22 protein-coding genes are annotated in these 23,207 nt (G+C 66.3%); 17 read left to right on the top strand and 5 right to left on the bottom strand.

The window, feature by feature from the left end:
- Positions 1-633 (top strand): zinc-binding dehydrogenase (locus FNL14_RS17945; protein WP_142062748.1); only part of this gene is annotated, 633 nt, incomplete at its 5' end.
- A gap of 30 nt (positions 634-663) precedes the next feature.
- Here the strand turns inward: FNL14_RS17945 and FNL14_RS17950 are convergent.
- On the bottom strand, positions 664-1,812 hold the full coding sequence (locus FNL14_RS17950; RefSeq protein ID WP_142062750.1) for an ROK family protein: 1,149 nt from the start codon (positions 1,810-1,812) through the stop codon (positions 664-666).
- Between the two features lie 300 nt (positions 1,813-2,112).
- Here FNL14_RS17950 and FNL14_RS17955 point away from each other — a divergent pair, with 300 nt between their 5' ends.
- The 4 genes from FNL14_RS17955 to FNL14_RS17970 are packed head-to-tail and all read left to right on the top strand — an operon-like array spanning position 2,113 to position 6,666.
- On the top strand, positions 2,113-3,528 hold the full coding sequence (locus FNL14_RS17955) for an ABC transporter substrate-binding protein (protein WP_142062889.1): 1,416 nt from the start codon (positions 2,113-2,115) through the stop codon (positions 3,526-3,528).
- Complete coding sequence (locus tag FNL14_RS17960) at positions 3,525-4,526, top strand: carbohydrate ABC transporter permease (protein WP_142062753.1); 1,002 nt, start codon at positions 3,525-3,527, stop codon at positions 4,524-4,526. Before FNL14_RS17955 ends, FNL14_RS17960 begins: the two co-directional genes overlap by 4 nt.
- Positions 4,526-5,455, top strand: coding sequence for a carbohydrate ABC transporter permease (locus tag FNL14_RS17965; RefSeq protein ID WP_142062756.1), 930 nt, complete (start codon positions 4,526-4,528; stop codon positions 5,453-5,455). Before FNL14_RS17960 ends, FNL14_RS17965 begins: the two co-directional genes overlap by 1 nt.
- A complete protein-coding gene (locus tag FNL14_RS17970; RefSeq protein ID WP_142062759.1) occupies positions 5,455-6,666 on the top strand; it encodes a trehalase family glycosidase in 1,212 nt (403 codons plus the stop codon). Before FNL14_RS17965 ends, FNL14_RS17970 begins: the two co-directional genes overlap by 1 nt.
- On the opposite strand, the gene FNL14_RS17975 is transcribed toward FNL14_RS17970, so the two are convergent.
- On the bottom strand, positions 6,647-7,210 hold the full coding sequence (locus FNL14_RS17975; RefSeq protein WP_142062762.1) for an SGNH/GDSL hydrolase family protein: 564 nt from the start codon (positions 7,208-7,210) through the stop codon (positions 6,647-6,649). The genes FNL14_RS17970 and FNL14_RS17975 overlap by 20 nt on opposite strands.
- Before the next feature lie 101 nt (positions 7,211-7,311).
- On the opposite strand from FNL14_RS17975, the gene FNL14_RS17980 reads away from it, so the two are divergent.
- The gene (locus tag FNL14_RS17980) at positions 7,312-9,075 is read left to right on the top strand and encodes a class I mannose-6-phosphate isomerase (RefSeq protein WP_142062766.1); all 1,764 of its coding nucleotides are present in this window, start codon (positions 7,312-7,314) and stop codon (positions 9,073-9,075) included.
- On the opposite strand, the gene FNL14_RS17985 is transcribed toward FNL14_RS17980, so the two are convergent.
- A complete protein-coding gene (locus FNL14_RS17985) occupies positions 9,039-10,037 on the bottom strand; it encodes an ROK family protein (RefSeq protein ID WP_142062769.1) in 999 nt (332 codons plus the stop codon). The two genes, FNL14_RS17980 and FNL14_RS17985, sit on opposite strands and share 37 nt — an antisense overlap.
- Positions 10,038-10,117: 80 nt before the next feature.
- Here FNL14_RS17985 and FNL14_RS17990 point away from each other — a divergent pair, with 80 nt between their 5' ends.
- The 10 genes from FNL14_RS17990 (at position 10,118) to FNL14_RS18035 (ending at position 19,964) form a co-directional block, all read left to right on the top strand.
- Positions 10,118-11,215 carry a LacI family DNA-binding transcriptional regulator gene (locus FNL14_RS17990; RefSeq protein ID WP_220126200.1) on the top strand — a complete coding sequence of 366 codons (1,098 nt, stop codon included), beginning with the start codon at positions 10,118-10,120 and terminating at the stop codon, positions 11,213-11,215.
- Between the two features lie 173 nt (positions 11,216-11,388).
- The gene (locus tag FNL14_RS17995; protein WP_142062772.1) at positions 11,389-12,453 is read left to right on the top strand and encodes a zinc-binding alcohol dehydrogenase; all 1,065 of its coding nucleotides are present in this window, start codon (positions 11,389-11,391) and stop codon (positions 12,451-12,453) included.
- Complete coding sequence (locus tag FNL14_RS18000) at positions 12,450-13,247, top strand: sugar phosphate isomerase/epimerase (protein ID WP_142062775.1); 798 nt, start codon at positions 12,450-12,452, stop codon at positions 13,245-13,247. The genes FNL14_RS17995 and FNL14_RS18000 overlap by 4 nt, the downstream gene beginning before the upstream one ends.
- A complete protein-coding gene (locus FNL14_RS18005; protein WP_142062778.1) occupies positions 13,244-14,575 on the top strand; it encodes a hypothetical protein in 1,332 nt (443 codons plus the stop codon). Before FNL14_RS18000 ends, FNL14_RS18005 begins: the two co-directional genes overlap by 4 nt.
- Positions 14,572-16,587, top strand: coding sequence for a glycogen debranching N-terminal domain-containing protein (locus tag FNL14_RS18010; protein ID WP_181762695.1), 2,016 nt, complete (start codon positions 14,572-14,574; stop codon positions 16,585-16,587). The genes FNL14_RS18005 and FNL14_RS18010 overlap by 4 nt, the downstream gene beginning before the upstream one ends.
- A 7-nt stretch (positions 16,588-16,594) precedes the next feature.
- Positions 16,595-16,825, top strand: a complete 231-nt coding sequence (locus tag FNL14_RS18015) for a hypothetical protein (protein ID WP_142062783.1) — start codon at positions 16,595-16,597, stop codon at positions 16,823-16,825.
- 50 nt (positions 16,826-16,875) lie between these two features.
- Positions 16,876-17,226 carry a GNAT family N-acetyltransferase gene (locus tag FNL14_RS18020; RefSeq protein ID WP_142062786.1) on the top strand — a complete coding sequence of 117 codons (351 nt, stop codon included), beginning with the start codon at positions 16,876-16,878 and terminating at the stop codon, positions 17,224-17,226.
- A gap of 178 nt (positions 17,227-17,404) precedes the next feature.
- Positions 17,405-18,316 carry a serine hydrolase gene (locus FNL14_RS18025; protein WP_142062789.1) on the top strand — a complete coding sequence of 304 codons (912 nt, stop codon included), beginning with the start codon at positions 17,405-17,407 and terminating at the stop codon, positions 18,314-18,316.
- A gap of 48 nt (positions 18,317-18,364) precedes the next feature.
- The gene (locus FNL14_RS18030; RefSeq protein WP_142062792.1) at positions 18,365-19,726 is read left to right on the top strand and encodes an MFS transporter; all 1,362 of its coding nucleotides are present in this window, start codon (positions 18,365-18,367) and stop codon (positions 19,724-19,726) included.
- Positions 19,727-19,757: 31 nt separating this feature from the next.
- The gene (locus tag FNL14_RS18035) at positions 19,758-19,964 is read left to right on the top strand and encodes a hypothetical protein (RefSeq protein ID WP_142062796.1); all 207 of its coding nucleotides are present in this window, start codon (positions 19,758-19,760) and stop codon (positions 19,962-19,964) included.
- A gap of 57 nt (positions 19,965-20,021) precedes the next feature.
- Here FNL14_RS18035 and FNL14_RS18040 read toward each other — a convergent pair whose 3' ends face one another.
- Positions 20,022-20,774 carry a metalloregulator ArsR/SmtB family transcription factor gene (locus FNL14_RS18040; RefSeq protein WP_142062799.1) on the bottom strand — a complete coding sequence of 251 codons (753 nt, stop codon included), beginning with the start codon at positions 20,772-20,774 and terminating at the stop codon, positions 20,022-20,024.
- A gap of 42 nt (positions 20,775-20,816) precedes the next feature.
- On the bottom strand, positions 20,817-22,052 hold the full coding sequence (locus FNL14_RS18045; RefSeq protein WP_255470907.1) for a mechanosensitive ion channel family protein: 1,236 nt from the start codon (positions 22,050-22,052) through the stop codon (positions 20,817-20,819).
- Between the two features lie 121 nt (positions 22,053-22,173).
- Here FNL14_RS18045 and FNL14_RS18050 point away from each other — a divergent pair, with 121 nt between their 5' ends.
- Entirely contained in the window at positions 22,174-23,148 is a 975-nt protein-coding gene (locus FNL14_RS18050) for a phosphotransferase (RefSeq protein WP_181762696.1), read from the top strand.
- The last annotated feature ends 59 nt before the right edge of the window (positions 23,149-23,207 follow it).

Here is a 23,207-nt window from a genome sequence, read left to right on the forward strand (position 1 = left end):
GGCTCCACGGTGTACGTGGCGGGGGCCGGGCCGGTGGGCCTCGCTGCGGCGACGAGCGCGCACTTGCTGGGCGCCGCCGTCGTGATTGTGGGGGACCTCAACGAGGACCGGCTGGCACAGGCGCGCAGCTTCGGCTGCGAAACCGTGGATCTCAGCAAGGGCGGGCCGGCCGAGCAAATTGAGCAGATCCTGGGCGTGCCGGAAGTGGACTGCGGCGTGGACGCGGTCGGGTTCGAGGCCCGGGGCCATGGCCATGGAAAAAACGCAGAGGAAGCACCCGCCACGGTCCTGAACTCGCTGATGGACATCACGGCGGCCGGCGGCGCCCTGGGCATTCCGGGCCTCTATGTCACCGGCGACCCGGGCGGGATTGACGAGGCCGCCAAGAAGGGCGCGCTGAGCCTCAGCTTGGGCACCGGCTGGGCCAAGTCCCTGAGCTTCACCACGGGCCAGTGCCCGGTGATGAAGTACAACCGGCAGCTGATGATGGCCATCCTCAATGACAGGGTGAGCATCGCCAAGAACGTCAACGCAAAGCCCATCCCGCTTGAGGAAGCACCGCAGGGCTACGCGGAGTTCGACGCGGGGGCAGCCACCAAGTACGTCCTCAATCCGAACGGGTACCTGAGCTAAGGGGGAGGCGCAGTGCACCTCGGGGCATGACTAGGCGAGCCGGGTGTTGACCGCGGCGGGGGAGAAGACCTGGTTGACCAAGAGTGAGGTCATGCCCCGGATGCCGGCATCCTCACCGAGAGCAGCCAGCCGCACGTCCAGGTGCCGGGTGGCCCGGGGGAGCGACATCGGGTACAGGGTTTCCCGGATTCCGCCGATCAGGGATGACGAAGCAAGGTCGCCGGCAATGAGCAGGACAGCAGGATTCAGCAGGCACACCACCGTTGCCATCACCTCGCCCAGCCGCCTGCCTGCCTCGTGCGCGAGCCTCATCGTGTCTACGTTTCCCGCCAGGAGCTGCTGCCGCACGTCGCGGCCGGAGGAGGCAGGGATGCCCAGCTCCGTCAGCCTGCGGGCGATGGCGCCGCCGCTTGCTCCCGCCGCCAGGCAGCCGAAAGAGCCGCACTGGCATTGCAGTTCGGCGAAGGCAGGGTGGCGGACATGCCCGATGTCCCCGGCGCCGCCATCCACTCCCTGGTAGATCTGGCCGTTGATCACCAGTCCGGTGCCGATGCCGGTAGACACCTTCACCAGGCAAAGCGAACTCGTGCCGGCAAAACCGGCGCTGTATTCGCCCACCGCCATGGCGTCGGCGTCGTTCTCCACCAGGACAGGCACAGGGAAGACTTCCTGGATAAGCTCCACGACCGGGTAGGCGTCCCACCCGGGCATGATGGGCGGCTGAGAGGGCCGCAGCGTCCCGGGGTCGACGGGCCCGGGGATGGAGATGCCGAATCCGGAAACCTTGGCCAATGGCATCTTCGAGCGCTTCAACAGTTCGCGCCCCGCCTGGGCAATGGCGTGGAGCACCTTCTCCGGACCGTCGTCCACGGCTATGTCCAGGTGTTCGTCGGCGAGGATTGCACCGCCAAGATCCGTCAGGGCCACCCGGCTGGAGGTCGTTTCCACCGAGGCTGAGATCGCGCAGGAGTGCTGCAGGTTGAAAGCGAGGTCGGTGGGGCGGCGGCCGCCCGAGGGCCGGGCTGTGCCGGCCTCCCGGATCAGTTCGGCCTTGAGCAGGCTGTCCACACGCTGGGCCACGGTCATCCGGGACATGCCAGTTTCTTCCTGGATATCCCCCCGCGTCCGGGCCTGGCCGGACCGGATCAGGTGAAGGACATCCCCGGGTCCCACGTACATAAATGGCTCCTACCGCTCAAAAGGCACTCTTGCAATCCTAGGTGCTCCGGGAGCGCATCGGACAAAACACTCTCCCGCCCATGTCGAATGGTTCTGCAGCTAATGCTAGACAGCTAGGCAACATTTGGATAGCCTTTAGGCACAAGTCCCGGGCCTGTGACTGCGCTCACAGGCCCGGGAAGTATTCAGCACCTGTTCCGGCGGCGCGGCCGAAGTGGCCCGCACCGATTGGCGACGGGGGCCGAGCGCGCGAACCGCGGCACCGCTTCCGGCGCCGCTATAGACAGGAGCATCGAAGTGATGAGAACCAGAGGCCGGTCCACAATGGCCGTGCTGACCGCGGCGTCATTGACCATGGCAATGCTGGCAGGCTGTACACAAAATGAAGGTTCGAACGACGGCGAAAGCCCCAATGGGGAGGCCCAGGCGATCACGGTCTGGACCGCGGACACGCTCCCTGACCGGGTAGCGAAGACCGAGGCCATTATCGAGAAGTTCACCGCAGCCACCGGTGTGAAGGTTGACCTGGTGGGCGTTCCCGAAGACCAGTTCAACCAGGTCCTGACGTCCTCGGCCGCAGCCGGCGACCTGCCGGACGTCATTGGCTCCATCTCCCTTGCCCAGGTGCGCACGCTTGCCGCGAACGATTTGGTGGACGCGGGCACCAACAAGGCGATCGTGGAGAGCCTGGACGAAAGCACCTTCTCAAAGCGCGCCCTTGAGTTGACGCGCGACGGCGACCAGCAACTCTCGGTCCCGGATTCCTCCTGGCAGCAGCTCCTCTACTACCGCAAGGACCTCTTCGATAAGGCAGGCATCGCTGCCCCGAAGACCTACGACGACATCAAGGCCGCAGCCCAGAAGCTGGATACCCCGCAACTGGCCGGCATCGCGGCAGCCAACAAGCCGGGCGAGGCGTTCACCCAGCAGACCTTTGAGCACATCGCCCAGGGCAACGGCTGCGAGATGGTCAACGACAAGGGGGACATCACCTTCGACAGCCCCGAATGTGTGAAGGCGCTGGAGTTCTACCGCGACATGCTTCGTGACTATTCGGTGCCGGGCGCTCAGGACGTGGACACCGTCCGTGCCTCCTACTTCGCCGGCCAGGCTGCCATGGCCATCTGGTCCACCTTCCTGTTGGATGAAATGGCCGGCCTCCGCAACGACGCCAAGCCCACGTGCCCTGAGTGCGCCGCAGACCCGACCTTCCTCGCCAAGAACACCGGCGTGGTCACAGGCATCCAAGGTCCCGACGGCGACCAGCCCGCCCAGTTCGGCGAGGTTGTTTCCTGGACTGTCACCAAGGACTCCGCCTCCGAGTCTGCCCGCAAGTTCGTGGAGTACTTCATGACCGAAGGCTACGTTGACTGGCTGTCCATTGCTCCCGAGGGCCGGCTCCCTGTACGGGCAGGCACGAAGGACAACCCCAACGAGTACGCGGACAAGTGGAAGACCATGCCTGCAGGCGTGGACAAGAAGGAACCGCTCGGCAACTTCTACTCCAAAGATGTGCTCTCCGTCCTGGAACAGGGCCCGGACGAGCTGAAGCGCTGGGGCATCACGCAGGGCCAGGGCGACCTGGTGGGTGCGGCATTGGGTGAACTGCCCATCGCCAAGGCCGTCAGCGACGTCACCTCCGGCGGTGTGGATCCCGCCACCGCAGCCAAGCAGGCTGCGGAATCCCTCAAGTCCATCAAGGATTCGTTGAAGTGAGTTCCACCAAAAAGGACGCTTCTGCAGGGCCGGCGGCATCAACCGCCGGCCCGCGGGGGCGCCGCAAGCTTTCACCGATGGCCCGTGAAGAGCAGCGCGCCGGCCTCACCCTGCTTTCCCCCACGCTGGTCCTGGTGCTGGTCATGGTGGTCCTGCCGATCCTCTGGACCCTGGTCCTCGCCTTCCAGCGGGTCCGGATCCTGAACATCCGCACGGCGGGCATTTTCGGCCCGTACACGATAGCCAACTTCGACAACGTGTTCTCGAGCAGCTTCTTCACCTCGCTCGCCACCACGTTGGCGTACTCCATCTTCGGCACCGCCGGGGCCATCATCCTGGGCCTGATCGCGGCGCTCGCCCTCCGGAAGCCGTTCAAGGGCAGGACCCTGATCCGGGCGTCCATGCTGATCCCGTACGTTGCTCCCATCGTGGCGGTCACGTTCACGTGGAGCACCATGCTTGATCCGCAGTTCGGACTGGTCAATTATTGGGGCAAGCGCCTGTTTGGCTGGGAGGAATCCATTCCCTTCCTCAGTGAGCGGGCCAGGGACGTTTCCTTCCTGGGGCTGGAATTCCAGGTCCCCACAGCGCTGATCGCCGTCATCGTCTTCGAGTGGTGGCGGTCCTTCCCGTTTGCCTTCCTGTTCCTCACGGCCAGGCTCAACGCCGTGCCGGACAGCCTGGAGGAAGCTGCCAGGGTTGATGGCGCCACGCCCATCCAGCGGTTCAACCACATCATCCTGCCCCAGCTCCTGCCCACCATGGCCATGCTGTCCGTCCTGCGCTTCATCTGGACCTTCAACAGCTTCGATGACATCTATCTGCTCACCGGTGGCGGCGGCGGTACCGAAGTGGTGGCCGTGACAGTGTTCAACTACCTGACAGCCCGCGGCGACATTGGCGCCGCTTCCGCCCAGGCCCTGGTCCTGGCAGTGATTCTGGGCTTGTTCGTCGGCGTGTACATCAAGTTCTTCGCCAGGAAAGAGGAGGTCTCCTGATGGCGGTCCCAGTAGAAACGAGGCGCCCGTCCTCCCCGTCGAGGCCGCCGGAGGGTTCCCGCTGGACCCGCGACGTGGTCGAAACCAAGGTTTTCGGAATCCTCCGCTGGGTGGTGATCGCCGGGCTGGTGCTGGTGACGCTGTTCCCCTTCTATTACATGTTCGTCCTGTCCATCCGGCCCCTGGACTCACTGCTGCGGGATCCGGGCTCGTTGGTCATCCCGTTCGGCGAACTGGACTGGGGCTCCTATGTGAGCATCCTGACCCCCCAGGAGAACGGCGGCCAGGGCTTCCTGAAATTCATGGGCAACAGCGCCCTGGTGGCACTGGGCACAGTGGTGATCTCGCTGATCGTGGCCATCCCCGGCTCCTATGCGATCAGCCGGCTGAACTTCTTTGGCCGGCGCCAGGTCAGCGGACTGTTCCTGGCGGTGTACCTGTTTCCCAGCATCCTGCTGGCCATCCCGCTGTTCACCTTCTTCACACGGCTGGGCCTGCGGGGGCAGCTGGTGGCACTGCTGATCGTGTACGTGGCACAGGTCATTCCTGTCACCATCTACATGCTGCGCAACTACTTCGACACCATCCCCACCAGCCTGGAAGAGGCCGCCGCCCTTGACGGCTGCAGCAGGCTCGGCGTGCTGCGCCGGATCAGCCTGCCGCTGGCCATGCCTGCCATCATCTCGAACGGATTGTTCGTTTTTATGATCGCCTGGAACGAGTTCCTCTTCGCCCTGCTGTTCCTGGTCAACACCCGGCCCAACTGGACCGTCTCGCTGGGCCTGTCCCAGCTGGCGGGCAGCATAGAAGTGCCCACCACCGTGCTGATGGCCGGTTCGGTGATCCTGACGCTGCCCATCATCATCATTTTCTTCGCCGCCGAGCGGCTGCTCACCGAGGGCCTCACGGCCGGGGCGGAGAAAGGTTGATGGGGCAGCAGGGCGGTACGCGGGAGGGCGGCACCGCCCAGCAGGACGGACGTACGACGGCGGCACTCGCCGGCGACGTCCGGCGCCTCATGGAGGCGCACTGGCGCCCGGACCACGGCTACAGCGTGCCCAATCCGGGCACCTACCCCCACCTGTGGCTGTGGGACTCCTGTTTCCACGCGATCATCTGGGCGCGGTTGGACGATAACCGGGCGCTGCACGAGATCGAGGCCGTCCTGGCCGGCCAGCTGGCTAACGGGATGGTTCCGCACATGCGCTACGGCGGCGAAGGGCCGGACACCTGGCTGGGGCCCCTGGCGGAGACGTCGTCCCTTACGCAACCGCCCATGTTCGGCCACGCCATCCGGGTCCTGACCGAGGCTGGCATCAAGGTGTCCAGGGAGACCCTTGCCAAAGCGCAGGACGGCCTGGACTGGCTGTGGGAGAACCGGCGCACCCGGGAGGGGCTCATCTATGTGGTCCATCCCTGGGAAGCCGGCAACGACCATTCACCGCGCTGGGACGACTGGGGCGCCCCGGGCCGGACCCCGGAAGGTTACAGCCGTCCGGCCCGCACTGCCTGGAACAAGGAACGCATGAATGAAGTCTCGTTCTCGGATGATGGCGCGGCCGCCTGGTCCACCAGCTTCGTCGCGTGCCCGGCTGCCTTTAATGCCTACACGGCCTTCAACTTCCGGGAGCTGGCTGCCGTCACCGGCGACCCGGCGCTGGAGGACAGGGCCGCTGAGCTGGCGGCCGCCATGGACCGGCATCTCTGGGACGGGGAGGAACAGCTCTGGTCGGACCTGGCCGTCGTGGGCGGCGGAGCATCAGTGAGGATCCCCATCAGCGACGGCGTGATGGGCGCCCTGGTCACTGCCGACGAAACCAAGGCCCGGGCTGCCTTGCGCCAACTTGACGATCCGGCCCGGTTCGGTGCTGCGTTCGGCCCGGCAAACGTGGCCAGGGACCACCCCGCCTACGATCCGGACACGTACTGGCGGGGCCCGGCATGGCCACCGCTGAACTACCTCTTCCAGCAGGCGTTCAAGCGGCTCGGCCTGGAGCAGGAGGCCGCCGAGCTCGCGGAGCTCACGGCCGGAGGCGCCATCACCAGCGGCTGGGCGGAGTACTGGAACCCCGAGAACGGCCGCGGACTGGGCGCCGTGCCCCAAAGCTGGGCAGGCCTGGTCATTGCCATGCAGCAGTAACCGCCCGAACAGCGGCGCGGGCCAGGCAGGAGTGGCCCGCGTCGTTGGGGTGGACCGTGTCCGCATCGAGCATGGACGCGGCATCCCAGCCGTCCGGCTCCACCACCACAACCCCCGGCTGGGCACCGGCGACTTTCCGGAGGGTTGCGTTATAGGTGTCCACCAGGGTGTTGGAGCCCAGGTTGTGCGGGGCATGCAGGCTGAAATCCAGCAGGTGCGGCTGTGCGAGGGCTGCCACCACGGCATCCGGAGAGGCTTGGCGGACCGCTTCGAAAATTGTCCGCAGCGAGTCCGCGTACTGCTGGAGGGACGACGCCGATTCGCCGCCCAGGCGCAGATCGTTCAGTCCCGTCATCAGCAGGTAGAGGGCGGCCGCCGGGGGAGCGTCCGCAGTGATCAGTGCCGCCGTTCCCGTGCTGCTGCTGCCGCCCACGCCCCGGTTGTCCAGTTCCAGTCCCAGCCCGCCGGCCACCAGCGCAGCCATACATGATGCTCCCGTGGAGGCGCCGTCGCCGTCCACCCAGGAATGCCCGTAAGAAACCATCCGCCGCACCGCGGCACCTGCCCTTCGCTGTCAGCGCCTTCCATGGTGGAGCAGCGCAGTTCTGGTAACGTTATCAAGACGAACAGCCTGATTGGAAGACGATGAGCCACAACCCTCCCCGCAGTTACGACAAGTTCCCCACCGTCACTGTGCCCGGCAACCACCAGGCATGGTCCGGGCAGGACGCCTGGCGCGAAATCGCCCGGTCCGGGAAAGGCCCCGTTGTGGTGGACACCTATCCCGGAGTTGACCTGGATGACCTGGTAGCGGCCCTCACCCGGGCCCTCCCGGAACACCGGATCCTGAACGTGGAAGAATCCGCGGCCCATCCCATCAGCCACATCGATGCCCTGATTGCCCCGAACCTCACCGACGACCGCGTGTTCGGGGTCATGAGCCACCACACCCTCAGCGACTTCTACGACGTCGAAAGGCTGACCGACCTCGGCCGCCAAGTCTCGGCGTCGGACGTTCCCGTGATCCTGGTGGGCTGGGGAGCTGCCCTGGTGCCCCTGCGGGAGCGGACGCTGGTCCTCGCCGATATGGCGCGCTGGGAACTGCAGCAGCGGCAGCGTGCCGGAGCCCCCAACTGGCGCTGCAACAACGTTGACGAGGACAACCTTCGCAAGTACAAGCGGAGCTTCTTCGTGGAGTGGCGGGTGGCGGACCGGCACAAGCGGCAATTGTTCCCCGCCGTCGACTACGTCCTGGACACCAACCGTGGCACCGCCGACGCCAAGCTGATCACCGGTGACGCCTTCCGCGAGGGGATGGCGGCCGCCGCGGCTGCCCCATTCCGGGTGGTGCCGTTTTTTGATCCCGGCGTGTGGGGCGGCCAGTGGATGAAGCAGGTCATCGGTCTGGACAGCGACGCCGAGAACTACGCCTGGTGCTTTGACTGCGTTCCGGAGGAGAACAGCATCCTGCTGGACGTGGGCGGGGAGACGGTGGAACTGCCCTCGGTGGACGTCGTGTTCACCCAGCCCACGGCGCTGCTGGGGCCGCAGACCTACGCCCGCTTCGGCGCCGAGTTCCCCATCCGTTTTGATTTCCTGGACACCATGGAGGGCGGCAACCTCTCGTTGCAGGTCCACCCGCTGACGGACTACATCCAGGACCGGTTCGGCATGCACTACACCCAGGATGAGAGCTACTACCTGCTCGACGCCGGTCCGGACGCGGTGGTGTACCTCGGCCTGAAGTCCGGGACGGACCCGGAGGAGATGGTGAAGGCCTTGAAAAAGGCGTCCGACGGCGGCACCCACTTCCCGGCGGAGGATTACATCAATGCGTTCCCGGCGAAGAAGCACGACCACTTCTCCATCCCCGCCGGCACAGTGCATTGCTCCGGTGCCAATTCCATGGTGCTGGAAATATCCGCCACACCGTACATCTTCACCTTCAAAATGTGGGACTGGGACCGGGTGGGACTGGACGGCCGGCCGCGCCCCATCCACGTGGACCACGCCAGCCGGAACATCCAGTGGGACCGCGATACGGAATGGGCGCGGGAACAGCTGCTGGACCAGGTCCAGGAGCTGGGATCAGGCCCGGGCTGGACCGAGGAACGCACAGGGCTGCACGAGCTCGAATTCATCGAAGTGCGCCGGCACTGGTTCACGGACGCCGTGGACCACCACACGAACGGAACCGTCAACGTACTGAACCTGGTGGAGGGCAGCGAAGCTGTGGTGGAAAGCCCCACCGGCAGCTTTGCCCCCTTTGTGGTCAGTTATGCCGAAACCTTTATCATTCCGGCATCGGTGGGGGCGTACACCATCCGGCCGTACGGCAGCGGTGTGGGCCAGAAGCTCGCCACGGTGAAGGCCTATGTCCGCGGGACGGAAACCCGGCGGGCCCAGTAGGCGGCGCCCACCAGGCCCGCCTCCTCGGAACGCTTCGCGCCGTTGATGGGCAGTGTGCCCAGCGCAGGATGCGCCCGTTCAAGGCCACGTCGGATGGCGGGTTGCACAATGTCCCAGGAGCCCGCCATCGAGCCTCCGATGACCAGCATTTCGGCACCGAAGCGGTGGAGATACGGGCCCACAGCTTCTCCCAAAGCCGCGAAGGCATGCTTCAGCACCGCGGCTGCCACGGCGTCGCCGCTCCGGGCGGCCTCTGCAATGTTGTGAACGTCCGGCGCCCCGGTGCCACGGGCAGCGCCGGGGCCGTGCTTTCCGACGGCGGCGTGCTGGTCGGCGGGCACGTGCTGGCCAGCGGCGCCGGCAATCGCTGCAGCGTAGGCGCTCCTGATTGCCCGGCGCGAAACAGTGTCCTCAAGCGGGCGCCCCTGGTATGCCAGGAGATAGCTGCTGCCATCGGGTGGCACGTCGGGGCCGGTCTTTACCGGTACTCCATCGGCCAGGAAGCAGGACCCCACGCCGGTTCCCAGCGTGATGCAGGCGGCGCGCCGACTGTTGCCCGCGGCGCCCAGGGCGAACTCGCCGATTCCAAAGGCGTCGGCGTCATTGAGGAAAGTCATGCTCCGCAGCCCGTGCCCCAGGCGCCGGGCGAGTTGCGTTCCCACGTCCACGCCCCGCAGCTGGTCGAACTTTCCCACATGTTCGTACAGGGCTATTCCGCGGTGATAGTCGAACGGGCCCGGCAATGCCACGCCCCACCTGCCGCTGTGGCTGGAGCCCAGTTCATGGGCTGCCTTGGCAAGGGCGTCCAGCAGGGCCTCCGCGGAAGCATGCGCGTCCAATCCCCGCCGCACCAGGCTGCCGTCCTCGACCTTCCAGCCGCCCTCCGGCCCCCGGACCCGGGCCGCGGTGACGTGCGTCCCGCCGATCTCCAGGACCGGTGTGGACTGGCCGTCATTCTTCATTCGCGCTCCTGGCTGTTGGTAACGTTGACATCGCCCGGCAGGAACCTGCCGTGCGGCACTGCCGAAAGAATTTCCTGGGTATGACCATGTCCCGCAGCAAAGCGTCCGCCACTTCGGATCCGGGTGCGCCGGTCCCGCGTGATGCCGCGGTCCGGGGTGCCCCGACCGTCCGGGACGTCGCAGCCTTGGCCGGCGTCAGTCCGATGACGGTGTCCCGCACCATGGCAGGTGGCCTGAACGTCCGGCCAGAGGTGCAGGAGCGGGTCAGGGCGGCCGTGGAGAAGCTCGGTTACCGGCCCAACCAGAATGCCCGCAACACGCGCCTGCGCAAACCAACAGGCCTGATCGGTATCGCGGTCACCAATCTGGGCAACCCCTACTACGGGCGGTTCGCCCTGGGTGTCCAGGGGGTGGCGTCCGCCCACGGCCGGCAGGTTGTCCTGGGGAGCAGCGGCGAGGATCCGGAGCTGGAGGAACAGTTGCTCACGGAGTTCGCCGGGCGGCAGTTGGAGGGTGTCATTTTGGTTCCTGCGGGTAATGGGCTGAATCCGGAGGGGGTCCGCCAGCTGGCCGGGATTCCCCTGGTTCTCGCCACCAGGACAGTGGACGGCCTGGAGTGTGATGCGGTCCTGGTGGACGACGTCTCCGGGGCTGCCGCCGGGACCGCAGCGCTCCTGGCCGACGGTCACGTTCGGATAGGCTTCCTGGGCGACGTTGAGGGCATCTCCACAGCCCGGCGCCGGTTCCAGGGTTTCCGTATGGCGTTGGAAGGTGCAGGGCTCGGCTTCGACCAGGGGCATCTGGCGCGGGTCCGCGACTCGGAGGCGGCGGCCCGGGCGGTGACGGCACTGCTCACCGGGCCGCATCCACCCACGGCCTTTTTCTCCGCCAACAACCGCACCACTGTGGGCGCGCTGCGGGCCATCTGCGAATGGCGGGCCGGCAGCGTTGCAACCGATGCAGGGACCGCCCCACCCGTGCCCGCACTGGCGAGCTTTGACGACGTCGAACTCGCCGACCTGCTGGGCGTGCCGCTCAGTGTGATGTCCCACGATCCCCGGGAGCTCGGAGCCGCCGCCGCGGAGCTGCTGTTCAAGCGGCTGGCCGGGGAAGCTGCCGGTGGCCCCCACCGTAAGCCGGTCACTGTCCAGCTGCCCGTTTCCGTGCGCCGCTTCTGATCCTGCGATCCTCCCGGAGGCAGCGGGCGGGGCGGCGGGGGAGTCCAAAACCATGTGTTGAAGTTACTGCAGATTCTGCCTAACGTCTATACACAAGTTGGCTAGCGCTTATGCTAATGTCGTTTGCGTCACATCCTTTCAGGACTTTCCCACCACCCTAAGGACCGCCAAAAGTGTCCCGCTTCCTTCGTATTGCCGCACCGCGCAGCGTCGCCGTTATTGACCAGCCGTCCGTCCCGCTGGAGCCGGGGCAGGCGCGGGTCCGGACCATTTACTCCGGTATTTCGGCAGGCACTGAGCTCACGGCCTATCGCGGTACCAACCCTTACCTCACCTCCGTCTGGGACCCGGAATCCCGGCTCTTCCAGCCAGGGCAGGAAGATCTCGGGTATCCACTGGACGGCTGGGGTTATTCGGAAGTGGGCGAAGTCGTGGAGATTGCCCCGCCTGCCGCCCAGCCTTCCGGCACTGCTGAAAAGGATCCTGCGGTCCGTGTTGGCGATGTTGTGTGGGGGATCTGGGGGCATCGTGACGAGGGGGTTCTGGCCGCGGAGTCCCTGCGCGGCCACGTCCTGCCGGAGGGCATGGATCCGCTGGCCGGCGCATTCGTCCGGGTGGGCGCCATTGCCCTGAGCGCTGTCCTTGCCGCCGATCTGGGGCCCGGCTCCACCGTGGCCATCTTCGGGCAGGGCGTCATCGGGCTGCTGGCCACGCGCTTCGCCGTCCTGAACGGGGCCACGGTCATCGCGGTGGACGGCATCGAGGCCCGCCGGAACCAGGCGCTCGCATGGGGCGCCGAACACGCCCTGAACCCGTCACCGGAGCTGGCCGGCGCCATCCGCAGGATCACCAGCGGTGCGGGCGTGGATGTCGCCGTCGAACTCAGCGGAAACTACCGGGCGCTCCACGAGGCAACCCGGGCGGTGGGCGCTGACGGCACGGTCATCGCAGCCGGTTTCTACCAGGGCGAGGCCGCGGGGGTGCGCTTTGGTGAGGAGTTCCACCACAACAGGGTCCAGCTCCTGGCATCGCAAATCGGTTCCGTTCCCAACCGCCTCCGTTCGCGCTGGACGGTCCCGCGGCTTCAGCAGACCGTGGTGGACCATCTTGCCGAGGGGCTGCTGGATGCCCCCTCGCTTGTCACCCACACCTTTTCCCTGACAGATGCCGCAAAGGCTTATGAACTGCTGGACACGGATCCCCAATCCGCGCTTCAGGTTGTATTGGAGTTCTCATGACCATGATTACCGTTCAGGAGCAGCACCTTCCGGGCGGCAGCCTGGAAGAGAAATTCGGCAACGTGCTGGCCTGGGGCTTCGGGGGAATCGAACTCCGCTCAGCCGGAAACCTGCAGTTCCAGGCCCGGCTTCCTGAATTGCGCCGGGCCCGCGACGCCGGAGTGGTGATGCCCACGGCCTGCGTGGACATGGCCCATTTCATTGGCGCGTTCGACGACGAACTCCGGAAGGACGCCGTCGTCCAGCTGAAATCCCAGCTGAGCGTTATGGCCGAGATTGGCGGACGCGGAGTGATGACTCCTGCCTCCTACGGCATGTTCTCCAAGCGGCTCCCGCCGTTCGTGCCACCACGCACTGACGACGAAGACACCGCAGTGCTGGTGGAAGCCCTCACGGCGCTCGGCGAACATGCTGCAGCAGAGGGCGTGGAGATCTACCTGGAGCCCCTCAACCGCTACGAGGACCACATGATCAACACGCTCGCTGACGGCGTCCAGCTGCTCAAGCTGGTGGGGCAGGACGCCGTGCGCCTGGCACCGGACACGTATCACATGAACATCGAGGAAAGCGACCCCGCAGCCGCACTCCAGGACGCCGCCGCGTTCATCGGCCACATCCAGGCCAGCGACTCCAACCGGCTTGAGCCCGGTGCCGGAAACGTGGACTGGGCCCTGTTCGGCGCCACCCTGAAGTCGATCGGCTACGCGGGGACCGTGGCGCTGGAGTCCAGGTTGTCCGGTCCCGCCGAGGACGTCCTTCCCCGCGTTCCGTCCCTGTTGGGGCGCTACCTGTGACCGGCGGTGCAGGAAACGCCGACAGCACCGGCCTGCCGGTCGCCGATCCCGTCATCGCAGCCCGATCCACCGCGGTCCTGGAGGCCAACTGGCGCAAGGGCCACACAGTCCCGGCGGCGGGCCTGTACCCGCACCAGTGGAGCTGGGATTCTGCCTTTATCGCCATGGGACTGGCCAGGATCTCGCCGCGCCGGGCCGGGCAGGAAATGGACGCCCTCTTCGCCGGGCAATGGGACGACGGGAGGCTGCCGCAGATCGTCTTCGACCCCCACAGGGACCAGGAGTATGCACCGGGAGCAGCCTTCTGGCAGTCCCGCAGCATCCCGGGTGCCCCCGCATCGGTAGACACGGCAGGCCTGGTCCAGCCGCCCAACCATGCCTGGGCGGTGTGGAGGATCCACCAGGCCGATCCCGGCGAGTCCCGCCGTCGATCCTTCCTTCAGCGCAACTATCCCAAACTCCTGCAGTGGCACGCGTACCTTTCCGGGCGCCGGGACCGGGGCAATTCCGGCCTGGCCGCCATTGTGCACCCCTGGGAATCCGGCACGGATAACTCACCGCTCTGGGACACAGCCATGACCCGCGTCCCGGCGGACTGCAAAACGGAGCTGAAGCGCCCCGACCTCCGGCACGCCGACCCCGGAGAGCGGCCCAGCCAGAAGGAGTACGGCAAGTACTTCTGGATGGCCGAACGCTACCGTGACCACAACTGCGACGACGCAGACGCTGACTACCCGTTCCTGATGGAGGATCCGCTCTTCAACACCCTGCTCGCCGTTTCGGAACTCGCGTTGGCGGACATCGCCGCGGAACTGGGCCTGCCCGGAACCGCCCACCGGAAGCGGGCCAAGCTCATCACCGCCGCCCTGGAGGAGCTCTACGTTCCGGAACTGGGCTGCTATTCGGCACGCGACGTGACGGACGGAAGCATTATCCGCAAGGCCACCATCAACGGCCTCATCCCGCTGCTTTTGCCGGGAAACGCCCACGCCGATGAGCTGCTCGCAACGCTGAACGGCCCCCGCTTCATGGCAGGCAACGCCCTTCTGGTGCCCAGCTACGACGCCACGGCAGAGGACCACAACCCTGCCCTCTACTGGCGGGGGCCGGCCTGGTTCAACATGTCCTGGATGGTGGCCGAGGCGCTGGACGGGCTCGGACAAACGGACCAGGCGGATTTCCTCCGCGGCAATATCGGCAGGCTCGCCGTCGAACACGATTTTCCGGAATATGTGGACCCATGGACCGGCGCGGCGCACGGCACCCGCAGCTTCAGCTGGACAGCGGCGCTCGCGCTGGATACCACCTATCAGCGGAGCAGGCCGTGACCGCAACCGCCCCGCCATCGGCAGTTTCCGTACTGGTGGCTCACGGTGCCATGATGCGCGGCGGATCTGACGGCAGCGTGGGCCGCGCCGATACTCCTGCCCAAGGCACTGAGGGGCTCTACGTGGCAGACACGCGGCTCCTGTCCCGGTGGATCGTGGAAATCAACGAATCCACCTTCTGGGATGTGGGCAGTGTCCTCGAACCAGGCCGCCGCCGCACTGCCCTCAGCCCGGCAGCCCGGCGAAACCAGACCCACGATCTCTTCGTCCTGCGCACCCAGGACCTCGCCGCCGACGGACTCACCGAGACCCTGTCCATCCGCAACCTCGGGAGGGAACCCATGACGGCGCGGCTGGTCCTGCGCGCCGGCACCGACTTCGCTGACCAATTCACGGTCCGCACTGACGGACGCAACTTCGATCTCAGCGGCGCGGCCACCAGCCTCACAGTCCTGGACGAGGGCTCGCTGACCTTTGACTACACCCATACCCTGGGGGAGCGGACCTTCACAGCCGGCGTCCAACTGACAGCAAATATCGTCCCGGAAATCCGGCGCGAACGGGTGGACGGGCGCTTCGTGGGTGCCGTTCTGTCATGGGATCTGCCGCTGGCCGTCGGGGAAACCCGTGCCCTGACCGTCGCTGCCCTGTCCACCCGCGAGAGCCGCCCCTGTGCGTCCGCTGGCGCTGGATTGGTTGCCAGGGCCGCTACTGGCGGATCTGCTGAACAGACGGAACCGTTGGCGCGCCAGAGCCTTTTGGACCTGGACTCGTTGCTCATGCCGTGTCCGGTTGACCCCGCACTGACCATCCCGGCGGCCGGGCTGCCCTGGTTCCTCACGCTTTTTGGCCGCGACTCCCTGTTGACCTCACTGCTGGCCGGGACCGAACGGCCCGGGATGCTCGGCGACGTCCTGCGCGCGCTCGCCGCCACCCAGGGCGCTGTTGAGAACGCCGGGCGGGTAGAGCAGCCGGGCAAGATAGTGCATGAGGTGCGAATCAGCGAACTGGCCCAACTTGGGGCCGTCCCGTACGGCAGGTACTACGGCACTGTGGATGCCACCCCCTTGTTCCTGATGGCCTTGGGCAGCGTGGAGGATCCCGGGTTGCTCCGCGAACTCGAGGAGCCGGCCCGGGCGGCCGTGGACTGGATCCTGGGCCACGGCGGCCTGTGGGATACCGGTTTTGTCCGTTACACCCCTGACCGAAATGGGCTGCTCCACCAGGGCTGGAAGGACTCATTCGATGCCGTTGCCGGCGCGGACGGCCGGGAACCGGTGGGCGCCATCGCACTCGCCGAGGTCCAGGGCTACACCTGGCGCGGTCTGCGGGAGTGCGCCCGCCTCGCGGCAGGGCAGTGGGGGGACCCCGAATGGGCCGAAGCCCTGCATGCGCTCGCGGACGCTCTGAAGACCCGGTTCCGCAAAGAGTTCTGGATGGAGCACCACGGCTTCCCGGCGCTGGCAGTGGATGGTGAAGGACGCCAGGTGGACGCGCTGGCTTCCAACGCGGGGCATCTTCTCTGGACGGGAATCCTGGACTCTGATGATGCGCGGACGGTAACCACGCGGCTTCTCCGGGACGACTTCTTCACGGGCTGGGGCATCCGCACGCTCGCCGCCGGCCAGCACTACTACCACCCGATGTCATACCACAATGGCTCCGTGTGGCCCCATGACACGATGCTGGCCGCCGAGGGCATGGCAGCGTATGGCTTCCTGGACGAGGCCCGGAAGGTGGCAGGTGCCATGCGGGAGGCGGCAGCGCACTTCGGCAACACACTTCCGGAGCTGTTCGCCGGGTTCTCCCGCACAGATTTCCCCGTGCCGGTGCAGTACCACCACGCCGGCTCGCCCCAGGCCTGGGCAGCCGCTGCCGGACTTGCTGCTGTCCGGCTCGCGGGCCGGGCCGGCGATGGACGGACCGGGCTTCAACAGGCGCATGCCGCCATCGCATGGAACAGTCCCACGGCAGCCGGGCTCGCAATGGAAGCTGGGCCCGCCAGTGGTTAATCCGCCGATGCCCGGCACACAGGAGACTACAGCCGGGGCCGGCAGTGCCGGCATGGTGGAGGTCAGGGTGCGTGATGCCGGGCAGGCCCGACGTGCCGTGGCTGACGCCATCCTGATGGTGCGGGAAGCGGCCGACCGGTATTCCACCGGAATCATGATCACCGAGCTCGGCGAAGGCTGGTACGTGGTGCGGGCCCACCCCGCAGTGCCCCACGGTCTTGTGCGGGAGCGGAAATAGCGCGGGCCGCTGCCGAGTTATCATGTGCAGAGCCCATCGAAGGAGTCCCCTTGAGTGAGATCACCGTCCGCCACAACGCCGGCCGCGAGCGTTTCGAAATCCTGGACGCAGGCAGCGTGATCGGCAAGGCGGCGTACAAGGAGTACGACGACGGCGGCTCGCCGCAGCGGATTTTCTACCACACAGTGATCAACGAGGAATACGGCGGCCAGGGTCTGGCAGGCCAGCTCGCCACGGTGGCCCTGGACGAAACCGTTAGCGCGGAGATGGGCATCGTCCCGGTGTGCCCTTTCATCAAGAAGTTCCTCACCAAACACCCCGAATACGCGGACAGCACTGTCCGCGTGGCACCGGCCCACCTGGAGTTCCTGGACTCTGCACTGGCTGCCCGCACCCGCTGACGGTCTTTGCACCCCCGCTTTCCGGGGTGCAAAGTCCATAGAAGGGTGCGGATTAAAGACACGTCCGCAATCCTTACAGCCGGCTCCCAACCTTGGATGATCTAATCGACACCGCATCACGTGCCCTGTGGCCCCACAGGACGTGGATCGGTTTGTTGAGGTGGAAGAGGTAACCCGTATGCGGGACCAGGAGAGGCGTGCTGCAGCGCGGGATGTGGCTGTGCCCCGGCGGGACCGGAAGAAGCTTGCGCTGCTGTTCACGGCCGTGGCGCTGGTGATCGTGGCGATTTTTGTTCTGGCCGTAGTTCGGTCAGGGCCCCTGGCCGCAACCGGCCCGGTCCCGGGGGCTGTTCCCGAAGCGCCTGTGGCCGTGGCCCCGGATTCCCTTGAGGACAGCGTCCAGTCCATCCTCGACGAAAATCCGGACTACCGGATCGGGCTGGCCATGGCCGACATCTCCGGCGACGCCGCACTCACTTTCGGCGACCAGGAGGACTTCACGGCCGCCAGCACCGCGAAGATCATCACAGCCGCCGCCTACTACCACCTGGTGGAAACCGGGGAAGCAAGCCTCGATGACCCGCTGGGGGACTACGACGCCGCGTTCCAGCTTGAGGCGATGGTCAACGAGAGCAACAACGATTCCTGGCTGCTGCTGATGGATGCGGTGGGCTATCCGCGGCTGATCGACTACGCGTCCTCCATCGGCATCACCTACGACCCGGAGAAGAACCTCCTGACCCCTGCCGGGATGGCCCTGGTCCTGAAACAGCTGTACGCCGGAGACCTGCTGAACCCGGACAACACCAAACAGTTGCTGGGCTACATGCAGGACACCAACAATGAGGAACTGATTCCCGCCGGCTCCCAGTCCGGGATCGAAGTGTTCCATAAATACGGCGAGTTCGACGGCGAACTCCACGACGCCGCCATCCTCGCCTACCGTGGCTCAACCTTTGTCCTGGTCATCTACACCGAGAACGAGGACGGCACCCAGGATGAAGGGCAGGCCAAGGTCATCAGGGAGCTCACCGGCGTCGTGGAAAAGGCCCTGTTCCCGCCCGTGCAGGCAGGCAACAAGGCGCCCTAGCGGTCATCAAAGTCGCTAACGTCCGCACCGGTGGGTAAGACTGTTTCCGTGAGCAACAATCCCCGGACTGGCTTGGCGGTCGCCGGACTCAGCCTGGGCACGGCCCTGAACCCCCTGAACTCCTCCATGATCGCGGTGGCATTGGTGGTTCTCCGCGCTGACTTCGGCCTCGACGTCGCGGCCGTCACCTGGGTGGTCACCTCGTTCTACCTCGCCTCGGCGGCCGGACAGCCCGTGATGGGCAGGCTGGCGGACCGTTTCGGGCCACGGCGGATGTTTATGCTCGGCATGGCACTGGTCGCAGTCACCTGCGCGCTGGCGCCGCTCGCGCCGAACTTCGCCCTGCTGTGTGTGGCGCGGGCATTCATGGCGCTGGGTACGGCAACGGCGTATCCCAGCGCGGTGGTGATGGTGGGCGCCATAGCCCACCGGGCAAACGTTGACTCGGCCCGGCCGCTGGGGCGGCTGCAAATGGCGAACACGTCGGCCGCCGCGGTGGGCCCGGTGGTCGGCGGCCTGCTGGTGAGCCTGGTGGGCTGGGAGGCGCTGTTCCTGATCAACGTGCCGCTCGCGCTGGCCGCGCTTCTGATCGTGCGGCAGGCTGCTCCAAGGGACGAGGCCCGGGAGCACGGCAGCGTGGCCGAGCTCGTTAGGGACTCGGACATTCCCGGCATCCTGGCTTTTGTCTCAGCCCTGCTGCTGGTGATGATGGCCGCGCTCAATGTGGCGCCGGGCTACCGCTGGTGGATGCTGGCGGCCGGTACCGTCACCGCGGCCCTGTTCGCCTGGCGGGAGCTGCGTTTCAACCGGCCGTTCCTGGACCTTAGGCTCCTTGGCCGGAACCGGCCGTTGATGCTGGTGTACCTCGGCTTCGCGGTGTTCAGCAGCGTGTACTACTTCGTGTTCTTCGGCCTGCCGCAGCTGCTGCAGGAGGCGGGGGGCTACGATCCCGGGGTTGTGGGCCTGCTGATGCTGCCGCTCGCCGCGATGTCCGTTGTGGCAACCCCGTGGGCGGTGAGGGCCATCGGAAGGTTCGGTGTGCGGCGGGTGCTGATTGCCGGCGTCGTCCTGCTGACGGCGGTTGCCGCCCTGATGTGGCTGCTCACCGGAACGCTCGTGATTCCGCTGGTGCTGGTCCTGACGGCGCTGATGGGCGTTCCTTACGGCACGGTCAGCATCGCCACCAACCAGGGTATGTTCGTCTCCACCCGGCCGCAGGAGCGTGGCGTTGCGGCGGGCATCTACCAGACCTGCCGGTACGTCGGCGCTATCACCGCCACGGTGATGATCGGCGTGTTCGCGGCTGGCGGCGTACACCAGGAAAACTGGGCGCGGATGGTCCTGGCCATGCTGGTCCTGTGTGTGGTGACGTTCGGTGTGTTCCTGCTGTGGAGGCAGCGGACGGACTAAGCGTCTCGAGAGCCTGGTTTATCGTGGAGGTATGGCTTCTCCAAAGGCGCAGCTTTACCTCGATATCACCGCAAAAGGCCTCTGCATCCTGGGCGTGGCGTTGATGATCTTCGGCCGGGGTGCATGGTTCTACGTTGGGGTGGCCATCGTTGTCCTCGGAGTATTGTTCATCGGCGGGTCGCTGATGGCCACCCGCAACCTGCGGCGCAGAGGGTGGGACGGCACGCGCCGAACCTGATGGTGCGGCACCCAGCCGCCGCCCTCCGTCGTCCGTTCCTCAGCTGTTCAACGGCACTCAGGTGTACATCAGCGAACCCGGCGTGGTGAGCTTTTCGCCGGTTTCCAGCCAGGTTTTCAGGCCGGAGAGGATCATCGGCCACCCGCCGTAGAGCTGTTCGTTGGCGCCTTCGCGGAGGTCGCTGTGGGTGACGGTGAGGCGGCAGGAATCGCCCACGGGCTCGATGTCCCAGGTAACCTTCGAGGTCCCCTCGGCCTTGACGTCCTCGCCCCAGAGGGCGCGCATGGTCTGCACCAGCCGGCGCGGCGGGTCCACCTCAAGGTTCTCGCCTTCGCCCAGGGGAGCGCTGGCTTTGACGTTGTTCATGGTGAAGCTGCCGCCCGGTGTCCAGTCCGATTCGATGGTGTTCCCGAACTGGTACTTGCTGCGGATGTCGCTGTCCGTGATGGCTTCCCAGAGCCGCTCCGGCGTGGTCTTGATGTAGATCTCGAAGATTTTTTCCATGGGACTTTCCAATCTGGATTTGAGGTCGCTGAGGCCAGCGGCCCATGGTTCGGCGTACTTGCTCACCCAGCGGTCGTGGACGAGCCGGATGGGCACCGGATTCAGGAAATGCAGCTTTTCCCGCCCCCGACGGCGGACCACCACGAGTCCGGCTTCTTCCAGGACCTTGAGGTGCTTGGCGATCCCGAAACGCGTCATGTCGAAGCGGCCCTCGAGGGCGCCGAGGGTCTGGCCGTCTTCCCGGAAAAGCTCGTCAAGCAGGTCCCGGCGGGTAGGGTCTGCGAGTGCCTTGAATACGGCATCCATAGGAACCATGTTAGGTGACCATATGGTCACATATCAAGGGTTTTAGTTCCTGGATGCCAGCGTCTGGTCCCGGTCCTGGAACACCTCGTCGCCGGGGCCCGTGAAGGCGCGCGAACGCTGGACGGCCTCGATCGAGCCGGTGAACAGTTGGGACTCGTGCGGGTCCGCGGGGGTTCTCGAGCCATCCCGGGCCGAGGTGCCCAGCCCCCGCAGTGGCTGCTGACGGCGCGGGGAGGCACCGCCGTCGGACGCTGCCTCGGTCCAGCGCTGCTGGGGGAGTGCCTCCGGATGCCCCTGCTGGAGGAAGGTGACCATGGCCTCGCGAATGAGGCAGCGCAGGTCGAAGAGCGCAGCGCTGTCCGCGGCGCTGACCAGGATGCGGACGCGGACGAACCCGCCGGTGGCATCGGTGATCTGCAGGACACCTACCCGCTCATCCCACAGGTCCGTGCCGGCGAGGACACTGCGCAGTTCGGCGCGCATGTCCTCCACGGGGGCGCGCCAGTCGAGGTCGAACTCCACGGTGCCCATTACCTCGGACTGGCGGCGGGTCCAGTTTTCGAACGGTGTGGTGGTGAAGTAGGTGGACGGCAGGATCAGCCGCCGGTCGTCCCAGATGTGGACCACCACATACGTCAGCGTGATCTCCTCGATCCGGCCCCACTCCTTCTGGACCACCACCACGTCATCCACGCGGATGGCGTCCGTGAAAGCAAGCTGCATGCCCGCGAAGACGTTCACCAGCGAGGTCTGCGCCGCGAGGCCGGCGACAATCGAGATCACGCCGGCGGACGCCAGCAGTCCGGCGCCGAGGGCCTGGATGGCCGGGAACGTGAGCATCACCGAGCCCACGGCCAGGACCACCACCAGGGCAACGCCGATCCGCCTGGCCAGGATCATCTGCGTCCGGAGCCGCCGGGCCCGCCGGTTGTCCGCAACGTCAACGCTGTACCGCCCGAGCACCACCGCTTCGATAATCAGCAGGACAGCCACGCCCAGCCAGGCGAGGGAGCCGATGAGGGCTATCAGCAGCAAATGGTCGACGCCGGGCAGCCAGTTTTCGCCCCCGGCCGTCAGCCCCAGCGCGGTGCGGACGCCGATGAGGCACAGCGCCAGCCGCAGCGGTTGGCGGGCCACCCGGGAGGTGGCCTGCAGTTCGGGGCGCTTGCGGTTGAGGCGCAAAACGAGCTTGCGCAGCAGCCAGGACAGGACCAGTCCTGCGGCCACAGCAAGCGTGACGGCAATGAACGGCATGGCGGGGTTGAGTAGGTCTTGCATCCGTTAACCACTACCAAGTTCGGCTGGAGGGGTCGAAATTGACTTGGGGCTCTCCGCCGTGTGCGCGGGATGCCTGCATGTCAGGATGGTCCTTATGCTGCCGTTGAGCCAGATTGCAGAAGTGCGTACCACCGTCGACGGTGAATGGCGGTCGCCGGTGGCAGATGCTGTTGGAGCGCACTGGGATATCCCGGGTGGAGTCCTCCGGTACTGGCGTTCCTCGGCCGCTCACGTTTTTGTTGTCCCGCCTGGGGGTGACGCTCGCGGGGTTCTCTACGCACGCTTTGCTCCGGCCGGTTCGACGGCGGGAGCCCGCCTTCATCGAGGAGCCGGGCTGCACGCGCGGCTCAGCGACGCCGGAGTACCTGTGGCGCCGCTGGTGTGGTCCCGCGGGGACGAGGCCTTGGAGCTCGTCTCCACGCCGCTGGGAGAGATGGTGGCGTGCGTGGTGCGGCGGGCGGAGGGTGAGGAATTGGAGGTGGAAGAGCTCGACGCCGGGGTTGCCGCCACCTGGGGCGCTGCGCTGGCCGGCTTCCATCAAGCCGCCGGCCAGGTGGAATCTGCGGATGGTCACGAGCCATCGGACGTGTTTGCCCGCCTGATCACATATCCGGACCAGGACATTTCGGACGCTGCCCACGTCCTGAACGCGCTGCTTGATAGCTGGGCACCAGGACCGCTCGTGATGGGGCACGGTGACTTTGAGCTCGACAACCTCCGGTGGTCGCAAGGGCAGGCAACCTGCTTCGACCTCGACGAATGCGGGGTGATGCCCGTTGCCGCCGACGTGGCGTCGGCAGTCCGGGACCTCCTCGGCAAAAACCCGGGGACTCCGGAACACCCTGAACTCCTGGAAGCGTTCCTGGCGGGCTACGGGCAGGGCACCGGGCTGGCCGTGAGTCTTGGGGAGCTGCAACTGCACCGCGCGGCGCTCGCAGCACAGCAAGTCCTCGAGGCGCGCACCGTCCTTGCTGCGGATGCAGCTGTCCTCGAGTCTGAGGACAACGGCTGGCTCAGGGAGCTGAACCGCTCGTTGGCCAGCCACTACGCCGAGCAAAGGGATATTGTCCTCGCATCGGCACACGTACTCTCTTAGAGCTGGCTTGCGGAGGGGGCATCCAACTGCAAGCCCTCCCCAGTGCCGACTAGGATCAT

It is taken from the genome of Pseudarthrobacter sp. B4EP4b, assembly GCF_006680095.1.
Lineage (GTDB): Bacteria > Actinomycetota > Actinomycetes > Actinomycetales > Micrococcaceae > Arthrobacter.

Coding starts and splice junctions, on each gene's coding strand:
- FNL14_RS18015 (WP_142062783.1), top strand. CDS start 16,595: ATGCCCGGCACACAGGAGACTACAGCCGGGGCCGGCAGTGCCGGCATG.
- FNL14_RS18035 (WP_142062796.1), top strand. CDS start 19,758: ATGGCTTCTCCAAAGGCGCAGCTTTACCTCGATATCACCGCAAAAGGC.
- FNL14_RS17955 (WP_142062889.1), top strand. CDS start 2,113: ATGAGAACCAGAGGCCGGTCCACAATGGCCGTGCTGACCGCGGCGTCA.
- FNL14_RS17990 (WP_220126200.1), top strand. CDS start 10,118: ATGACCATGTCCCGCAGCAAAGCGTCCGCCACTTCGGATCCGGGTGCG.
- FNL14_RS18040 (WP_142062799.1), bottom strand. CDS start 20,774: ATGGATGCCGTATTCAAGGCACTCGCAGACCCTACCCGCCGGGACCTG.
- FNL14_RS18025 (WP_142062789.1), top strand. CDS start 17,405: ATGCGGGACCAGGAGAGGCGTGCTGCAGCGCGGGATGTGGCTGTGCCC.
- FNL14_RS17970 (WP_142062759.1), top strand. CDS start 5,455: ATGGGGCAGCAGGGCGGTACGCGGGAGGGCGGCACCGCCCAGCAGGAC.
- FNL14_RS18000 (WP_142062775.1), top strand. CDS start 12,450: ATGACCATGATTACCGTTCAGGAGCAGCACCTTCCGGGCGGCAGCCTG.
- FNL14_RS17980 (WP_142062766.1), top strand. CDS start 7,312: ATGAGCCACAACCCTCCCCGCAGTTACGACAAGTTCCCCACCGTCACT.
- FNL14_RS17985 (WP_142062769.1), bottom strand. CDS start 10,037: ATGAAGAATGACGGCCAGTCCACACCGGTCCTGGAGATCGGCGGGACG.
- FNL14_RS18045 (WP_255470907.1), bottom strand. CDS start 22,052: ATGCAAGACCTACTCAACCCCGCCATGCCGTTCATTGCCGTCACGCTT.
- FNL14_RS17975 (WP_142062762.1), bottom strand. CDS start 7,210: ATGGTTTCTTACGGGCATTCCTGGGTGGACGGCGACGGCGCCTCCACG.
- FNL14_RS17950 (WP_142062750.1), bottom strand. CDS start 1,812: ATGTACGTGGGACCCGGGGATGTCCTTCACCTGATCCGGTCCGGCCAG.
- FNL14_RS17965 (WP_142062756.1), top strand. CDS start 4,526: ATGGCGGTCCCAGTAGAAACGAGGCGCCCGTCCTCCCCGTCGAGGCCG.